This window comes from Streptomyces sp. NPDC001393, from assembly GCF_053597455.1.
This window is the reverse complement of record NZ_JBSFIH010000116.1, coordinates 1-8,288: the sequence shown is the minus strand read 5'-3', so window position 1 is coordinate 8,288 and position 8,288 is coordinate 1. Positions and strand designations below refer to the sequence as shown.

At 69.2% G+C, this 8,288-nt stretch carries 6 protein-coding genes and 1 pseudogene; 1 reads left to right on the top strand and 6 read right to left on the bottom strand.

Going from position 1 to position 8,288, the window contains the following annotated elements:
* Nucleotides 1-224: 224 nt before the first annotated feature.
* The 4 genes from ACWC2T_RS45275 to ACWC2T_RS45260 form a co-directional block, all read right to left on the bottom strand.
* Nucleotides 225-1,817, bottom strand: coding sequence for an NRAMP family divalent metal transporter (locus tag ACWC2T_RS45275; RefSeq protein WP_450676127.1), 1,593 nt, complete (start codon nt 1,815-1,817; stop codon nt 225-227).
* 362 nt (nt 1,818-2,179) lie between these two features.
* On the bottom strand, nt 2,180-3,538 hold the full coding sequence (locus ACWC2T_RS45270; RefSeq protein ID WP_450676126.1) for a magnesium transporter MgtE N-terminal domain-containing protein: 1,359 nt from the start codon (nt 3,536-3,538) through the stop codon (nt 2,180-2,182).
* Nucleotides 3,539-4,022: 484 nt separating this feature from the next.
* The gene (locus tag ACWC2T_RS45265) at nt 4,023-5,231 is read right to left on the bottom strand and encodes an IS110 family transposase (RefSeq protein ID WP_450676128.1); all 1,209 of its coding nucleotides are present in this window, start codon (nt 5,229-5,231) and stop codon (nt 4,023-4,025) included.
* Between the two features lie 257 nt (nt 5,232-5,488).
* A complete protein-coding gene (locus ACWC2T_RS45260) occupies nt 5,489-5,686 on the bottom strand; it encodes a hypothetical protein (RefSeq protein ID WP_450676125.1) in 198 nt (65 codons plus the stop codon).
* A gap of 43 nt (nt 5,687-5,729) precedes the next feature.
* Here ACWC2T_RS45260 and ACWC2T_RS45255 point away from each other — a divergent pair, with 43 nt between their 5' ends.
* The gene (locus ACWC2T_RS45255; RefSeq protein ID WP_450676124.1) at nt 5,730-5,957 is read left to right on the top strand and encodes a hypothetical protein; all 228 of its coding nucleotides are present in this window, start codon (nt 5,730-5,732) and stop codon (nt 5,955-5,957) included.
* Nucleotides 5,958-6,153: 196 nt separating this feature from the next.
* On the opposite strand, the gene ACWC2T_RS45250 is transcribed toward ACWC2T_RS45255, so the two are convergent.
* Nucleotides 6,154-7,818 (bottom strand): alkaline phosphatase family protein, encoded by a 1,665-nt coding sequence (locus tag ACWC2T_RS45250; RefSeq protein ID WP_450676123.1) that lies wholly within the window; start codon nt 7,816-7,818, stop codon nt 6,154-6,156.
* 375 nt (nt 7,819-8,193) lie between these two features.
* Nucleotides 8,194-8,288, bottom strand: a pseudogene (locus ACWC2T_RS45245) (polysaccharide deacetylase family protein); the annotation flags it as partial.

The following is an 8,288-nucleotide window of genomic DNA, read 5'->3' as shown; positions in this document are numbered from 1 at the left end:
AGACCGTCAGGAACCAGCCGCTGCGACAGATCGACACCCACGAAGAGACATCATGCCGCAGCTCGCACCGTCACCACGTGAGACAACCTCTAAGAGTCTAGACCCACGCTTGCGCAAGCTCGCAACTTCTTGATGGGCTGTTGACGTCGCCGTGGTGTGATGTCGGCCATGGTCGGCAACTGCGTCATGCAGTCGTTGGCGGCCGACGGGTGCCGGACGTCTGCTCAGCCGAGCTGGATCGCCTTGACCAGCAGCAAGAGCGCGGCGATGACGAGGTAGCCGCGCAGCAGGCTCATTCCGAGTTTCAGGCCGGGCGACCATACGACCGGTTCCAGCAGGGCCAGGGGCGGCATCCGCCAGCTCTCGCGTTCGGCGCGGGAAACTTCCGGCGCCCGGGCCGCGGCCGGTGGCCGGCGGGCGCGGACGATGCGCAGCCACGCTCCGGCGGCGAGAAGTCCGACGGCCAGGACCCCGGCGAGCCATACGGTGACCTGGGTGGTGTTCAGCGACGGGAACAGGGTGGTCGCGACGAGGATCCCGGACAGCATCAGGAGCACCGAGATGATGACCGCGGCCAGGATATTGAGCCAGCGCGGATTGACCCAGGGGCCGAGGACCGCCCGGTCGTTGCACAGCAGGAGCAGGAACACACTGGCGGAAGGCAGCAGCAGCCCGGCCAGGGCCTGAACCGCGGTGGTGATCAGGCCAAGGGGCGCGCGGGGGATGAGAACGATGGCGGCGGCGACCAGGACCATGCCGGCGTAGGTGGAGTAGAACGCTTTTGCCTCGCCGAAGCTGCGGTGCAGGGAGTGGCGCAGGTTGAACACGTCACCGAAGGCGTAACTGGTGGCCAGGGTGACGGCCGCGGCGCCGATGATGGAGGCGTCCAGCAGCACGACGGCGAACAGGGCTCCCAGGGCGCGGCTGTGCGCGCCGAGCGCGTTCGCGATGCCGAGCGCGTCGGTGAAGTGCCCGGCCGCGCCGGTGCCGCGGACGGCGTAGTCGGCCACGATGACGATCGCGACGGCTCCGCCGACCACGACAAGAGAGCCGAGCACGGTGTCGGCGCGTTCATGCCCGATGAATCGTGGCGTGATGCGCTTGTCGATGATGTTGGACTGCTGGAAGAACAGCTGCCAGGGGGCGACGGTCGTGCCGACGATCGCGATGATCAGCAGGACCGCCTCGGGCGTGATGCCGCCCTGTACGCCGGGCACGACGAGGTGGTAGGCGGCCGAGCCGTAGCGGGGGTGGGACAGCAGCGCCAGCGGCACGAGCAGGAGGCTGACCGCGACGAAGGCGAGCATCGCGCGCTCCCAGCGGCGGAAGCTGCCGGTGGCAGTGATCGCGACCAGGGCGAGGGCGGCGGCGGGTACGGCGATGTACGTGCTGACGCCGAAGTAGCTCAGGGCGAGCGAGACGCCGATGAACTCGGTGACGATCGTCAGGAAGTTCAGCACGAACAGGTCACCGACGCTGAACCAGCCCCAGAACCTGCCGAACCGCTCGTTGATCAGCCGGGCGTGTCCGACACCGGTCACCGCGCCGAGCCGGACCACCATCTCCTGGTTGACGATGAGGACCGGGATGAGGAGCAGGAGTACCCACAGCAGGCTGTAGCCGTAGTCCTGGCCCGCCTGAGCGTAGGTAGAGATCCCCCCGGCGTCGTTGTCACCGACCATCACGATCAGACCAGGACCGACGATGGCCAGGAAGGTCAGCAGCCGCCGCTTGAGGCTGCGGCCGGCGTCGGCCTCCTCCAGCCGGATGCGTCCCAGGGCGCCCTCGATGTCGCCTAGGTGGGCTTCGTCCAGCACTGCGGTCGGGCGGGCACGCGGACGTGACGCGGGAGCCGGGGTGGGCTGCGGCTGGGTAGTACGGGCTGGAGTCGGCTCGGGCCGGCGAGTAGGGGCAGCGGTGGGCTCGTGGGTGGCGCCGCCATGCTCGCCCGGCGTGCCTGGGTGCGGCGGTGCGGCGTGCGGGGGCGTGGGGGCTTCCGGGGTCGTGGAGTCGGCGGGTCGATTGTCCGGCGCCGGAGGGCGCCCACCGGGTGCGGGTGGGCCGTGCACGGGTGACTGTCCGCGGTCGACTGAAGGGGCGTGGTCCGGCGGAGACCCATGGTCCGACGGCGAGCCGGGCCTGGGCGTCTGCGGCGAGCGCGGTTCGGGCCGGGGCTCGCTCACGACGGGGGCTCCGCATCCTGCGCCCGGGCCGTGGGGGTGCCACTGGGCCCCGCGGTGCGGTGCACGTCAGGCGGCGGGGCCACCTCACGGCGCCGCCAGTCCTCCGGCAGCGTCGCCTCCAACACGTCGTCGACGGTAATGACGCCGAGCAGGACCCCGTCCTCGTCCACCACCGGCAGGACGACCAGGTTGTAGTCGGTCATCAGCAGCGCCACGTCCACCAGATCGGTGTCCGGCCCGACCCGCACCGGGTCCGCCTCACTCACCTCCGCCAGCCGCGCCCAGGGATCCGTCTGCAGGAGGGCGACCAGGGAAGCGAAGGCGAGCAGCCGCCCGTCCTCGTCCACGGCGTACACGCTGGTCAACGCCTCCGGCTGCAACCGGCGTGCCCTCCTGACCGCCGCGACGGCCTCCTCCACCGGCGCGTCCGGGGGCAGCGCGAGGAAGTCCACGCCCATCAGACCGCCTGCGCTGTCGGGGTTGAACCCCATCAAGGTCAGCACCTTCGCGCGCTGACCTGCCGGCATCAGATCCAGCACCGGACGACGGCGGTCCTGCGGGAGATCGCCGATGGCGTCGGCCGCGTCGTCCGCACGCATCCGGGCCAGCACGCCGGCGATCTCCTCGTCCGTCCGGGCACCCAGCAGCCGGGACGCCCGGTCCTCCTCGAGCTCTTCGAAGACATCCGCCTCCAACTCCGGGTCCTGCCCGACGTCGCCGAGGATCTCGCGCTCCTCGTCCCGGGAGGCGTCCTCGAGCAGGTCGGCAATCTCCGCCGGCCGCAGCCGCCGGATGCGGGCCGTGGGGCGACGGGCCGGCACACTGCGGCTGTGCCCGATCAGCGGCTCGAACGCCTTCCAGTCCCGGCACGCGTGCCCCGCGGGGCGCTCACGGAAGATCCCCAGCAGCCGATGGGGCCGACGGGTGTCCACACACGACAACAGCCACTGCCCGTCCCGGTAGGCCAGCTCCACGTCCGAAGCTCGCACCAGGCGCGCCTCGGCGACGTCGATCAGCCGGTGCCCCAGCACATCGGCACGCAGCAGCACCTCACCCCCACGCCGCTCGAACGGACGCAGATCCAGCCGGGCACTCTCGAGCCTGACCAGTTCCCGGCCGTCGAGGGCAGCCACCTGCTCGATCGGCACGAACAGCTCACGACGGCCCACACCGATCACAAGCCCGGTCACCAGCGGATAGTCCACGCCACGCAGCCGAACGATCACATCGGCCAGACGGCCGAGCGCCCGACCGCCCCGGTCCGCCACAGGGCGCCTGACCAGCGACGACAGGTGTACGACGGGTGTCTGCTCCTCGTGCGCCGGTGGACGCGACGAAGACGGACTGTCGGTCATCTCTCTGCCCTGCCAACCTCGGAATCACCCCGCGCGTGAACTGCTGACTGCCGACGCCACGGAGCCGTACACCCATAATCCAACCCAAATAGAACCAATCGACATCATGGGATACGGGCCCGAACGGCTGATCCCCCGCACTGGCAAGGGGCGGACGGTCCCAGGACAACGCCTGTGAAGCGCGTCAGGATGGTGTTCAGCAGGCGAGGAGCCGAGGAGACGATGAAGACGTCCCACCGGCGATGAGCACACGGGGCGAAGGCAGTCATGCGTTGCAACCGCTTTGACGGCAGCCGGGATGCCGCCGACGCACTTGGCATGTCGGGAGTTGCGGACGGGGCAGCCAGCATCGTGGCGGCCGGAGCGATGGTGTGAACCGGCAAGGGCAACGGCGGCCTCCTCCAGGTCCATGACGAGGTTCCGGGAGGTCTGGGCGACCCAGCCCGCGGGGGGTGCCTCTATGTCCTTCGTCAAGGCTGAGTGGTCATGCGGTGGCTGCTTCGGGGGTGCGTGGTTCGTAGAAGGTGCCGTCGCGGAGCATGGCGAAGAGCACGCTGATGCGGTGGCGGGCGAGGCGGAGGATGGCTTGGGTGTGGGTCTTCTTGCGGGCGCGTTGTTTGTCGTAGTAGGCGCGGGAGGCGGGGTCGTGCAGGGCTGCGAAGGCCGAGAGGAACATCGCCCGTTTCAGCTGCCGGTTGCCGCCTCTGGGCGCGTGTTCGCCGTGGATCGAGGTCCCCGACGACTTCGTTGTCGGGGCGAGTCCGGCGTAGGAGGCGAGGTGGGCGGCGGCGGGGAAGCTGGTTCCGTCGCCGACCGTGACCAGCAGCACTGCGGCGGTCCTGACCGCGACCCCGGGCATCGAGGTCAGGACCTTGGAAAGAGGGTGTGCCTCCAGGAGGGCGTTGATCTGGGCTTCCAGGGCCCGGCGCTGTTCGTGGACGGCGGCCAGGGAGCGGGCCAGGGATGGGATCACGATGTCGAGAGTGCCGGTCCCGGGGACGACGACGGTCTGTTCGTCGAGTGCGTCGAAGACCTCGTCGATCAGCCGCTGGGCCATGCGGGGGGCCTTGGGCCGGATCACCTCGACGAGTCTGCGGCGGCCGGCTTTGCGCAGGGCGGCCGGGGAGCCGTAGCGTTCCAGCAGCCAGGTCACGGCCGGGTGGTCCAGGCGAGGGCCCAGGACGCGTTCCAGCGAGGGGTGGAACTGGGTGAGCAGGCCGCGTATCCGGTTGGAGGTGCGGGTGGCCTCGGCCGCGAGGTCCTGGTCGAAGCCGACCAGCACGGTCAGCTCGGCGGTGATCTCGTCGGTGAGTTCCAGCGAGCGCAGCGCGTGGGGCAGGGTGCGGGCGGCGTCCGCGATGACCGCGGCGTCCTTCGCGTCGGTCTTGGCCTCGCCCGGGTAGAGGTCGGCGATCCGGCGCATTGCCAGGCCGGGCAGGTAGGCGACCTTGCAGCCCGCATCCCGTGCGACGGTGAGCGGGAGGGCGCCGATCGAGGCGGGCTGGTCCACGATCACCAGGACGGTGCCGAACTTCGCGGTCAGCTTGTCGAAGACGGCCCGCAGCTTCGGCTCGCTGTTGGGCAGCCGCTTGTCGAAGGCTTTCTTCCCGGTCGGGGTGACGGCGGTGGCGTGGTGTTCGCCCTTGCCGACGTCCAAGCCGAGAAAGGCGCCGATGTCGCTGGTGTCGATCACGTGCAGTCTCCGGTCGTACTCGCCCGGCCGTCCCACGGCACCGATCGCCACATCCACATTACGAAGAGCCTCCCTGCTTCCGGAGAAGCCGGTGGTCATGCCCCTAATCAGCGGTCTGTCGATGCCTCCGGAGCCGGTGACACCACCCCCCGGGCCATGCGTTCGACAGGGGGGAGCAGTCATGCCGGCTCCAGAGGCCGGGAGCCCCATTGCGGGGCCACGAAGAAGGTAATGGGGGTGCCCTGTTGTGCCGAAGATCAGTACTCGCCGGATGGCGTGACGTACCCGCCCTGACCGGTGAGGGTGTCGGTCTCGATGAAGGCGCAGGCCAAGAGGGCGTCGACCTGGGAGGGCATGAAGCCGGCCCAGGTGGTGGAGGTCCGGTCGGGCGCGGGGCGATGCCCTGGAGTGGTGGAGGCGGCTATCGAGATGCGATCTGCGGGGAGCGGTGCCAACAATCAAACAGCAGTGATGCCGACTACAGAAAGGTTGCCGATCATGCGAAGCAGGATCGCACGCGCTCTGGTCGCCAGCGTCGCCGCAGGCATGTTCGCCAGCGGAGCAGCGGTGGCCTCTGCGGGTGCCGCCTTCGCGGTACCGGCGAACGCCAATGTGGCCGACAGTCAGCACGCGGCAACACCCCACCCCACGCCGACCCACAAGAAGTGCCCCAAGGGTCAGCACTACACGAAGGTCAACGGCAAGTGGGGCTGCCACAAGAAGTAGCAGCCACGCCGGGCGCCGGGGACCTGTTCCGGGCGCCCGGACTCAGTGAAGACCGCATGGTCGTGGTGCCATCCAAGTGGCCCCCGTCAGCCATGGGGCACCCCCGGCGGTACACCGCCTCTGCAGACGTGACCTGGCGTCAGGCAGTTAGCACATGCAGCACTTGACGACACGCATGCACGGGTTGCCGGGGGTCTCAGTGGACCGGCAGGACCTGGGTGTGGTCCTTCTGGACGGCCTGCAGGTTGTGGGGGTTGAGGCCCAGGAGGGACAGGATCGTCGGGGCGATCTGGGTGGTCTCGACGTGAGCAGTCTTGGTCACGCCTGCGGGGGTGCCTGCGCCGGAGATGACGAGCGGGACGTTCAGGTCGTCGGCGTGGGCGCCGCCGTGTTCGGCGATCTTCTTGGTGCCGCCCGTGTAGACCACGCCGTACTTGGCGATGCCGAACAGGTCCGGGACCCGGGCGTCACCGGGCTTGACGCCGAAGTACTCGGCTGCCTCCTTGCCCGCGTAGACCCTGCTGAGCCCGCCGTTCGTGATGGACTTGACGGGCTTGCCGTTGATGTCGGTGCCCTTGCCGCTCTGCGAGAGCAGGTACTGCTTGGCGAACGAGGTGGCCTCGGCGGAGCGGTCGTTCAGCCACAGCAGCATGCCGTCGTCGTCCACGGAGTGCGCGACGAGGTCGCCGGCGCCCGGGTGCTTCTTCTTCCAGGCGGCGTTGAGCCCGTCGAGCAGAGGGCCGTCGTCGACGCGGGTCAGGGCCTTGGGGTCGGTGGGCGACTGGCCGTGCTTGGCGGACAGGATGATGTCCGTGCTCGCGGCCAGACCCTTGGCCTGGAGCTCCTTGACCATCGCGCCGACCTCGGTGTTGACGTAGTCGAGGTTCTTCTGCAGCAGCGGGCCGGGGACGCCCTTGGCCGCGTAGCCGCCCTTGAGGCCGTCGGAGGAGGGCAGCTTCTGCGCGGTGGAGACCGACTGGAAGTTCATGCCGAAGACCGCCGGGGTGCCGACCTTGTGGGTGCCGCTGTGGTCGTAGCCGTCGATCTCGTTGAGGACGGCCTTGACCTTGTAGCTGTCGTACTGCTCGGTCGCCTTGTTGTCGGTGGTCCAGTCGTTCCCGGCCGGGTAGCCGCCTGCGTCGCTGTTGATCTCCGGGGAGAACTGGTCCTGGATGCCCGTCCCGGAGGGGCCGTTGAGGATGTCGTAGGCGATGTGCTTGTCCGACCAGGCGGTGCGCAGGCCGGCCTTGCGGGCCACGTTGAAGACGGTGTTCACCTGCAGGTAGGAGTGCGGGTAGACCGGCTTGCAGGTCGTGGGGTCGACGGGCAGCTTGCTCGGGTCGAGCAGGCTCTGCGGTCGGCCGGTCATCTGCAGGATGCTGCCGGGCAGGTTCTTCAGGCCCTGGCCGGCATCGAGGGAGGCCTTGTTCTTGTCCATGTCCTCGGTCATGTCCACCTCTGCGCCGGGCTTGACGCCCTTGCAGTGGGTGGTGCCGGCCGGGAGCAGGGCGTGGTTGTACACGTCGTCGTAGTAGATGCCGGTGGTGCCCGGGCCGCCGCCGGTGACCTGGGCGGTCATGCCGGGGAAGGAGTCCGAGGGGTTGGTGGTGTGCGCGTTGGTGTAGTGCACGCCGCTGTTCACCAGCCGGGCCAGCGCGGAGCCGGGGTGGCGGGCGATGTACCAGGCCAGATCTGACTGGTGCAGACCGTCGACGGACAGCAGGAGGACGTGCTTGGCGGCTGCGGGCTTCTGCGGCGCGGCGGAGGAGCCGGTGAGCTCCGACGCCGTAGCGAGCGAGCCTCCGGCGAGGGTCGTGGCGACACCGAGGGCGGCGGCCAGTCGTATGGATCGGCGGGTCACAACGAACTCCAGTTGCTACTGATGACGCGGGCGGCGATGCGGGACATGAGTAGCCGCCAGTTCTGTCACGGCAACGGCCGGAATCTGAACATTTAACAAACCCGCCGTGTTTACCCCCCACGTAAGACTGTGGGCCCGTGACGCCGGAGCGACGGAAGTGAAGCAGGTACTGGCCTGGACCAGCCTGCACGAGGCAACGGCCGAAGACGTTGAGAAGAGGTTGAGAAGTCGTTGAGTGGAGCAGTCGACGCCCCTGTCGTGCACAGTCGAAACGGTGTCGTGGGACGGCTCAGGCGGCGAAGAGGGGCCGCACGCCCGGGGTGCACGGGGCGGCCCCCACACCCCGTCGGCTAGCTTGACTCTGACAGAGTCAAGCTAGGGGGTGACGAAGTGATAGCCGGCGTCGAGCAGGCGGGGAAGCACCAGGCGCAGGGCGGCCACTGTCTGGGAGCGGTCGCCTCCGCCGTCGT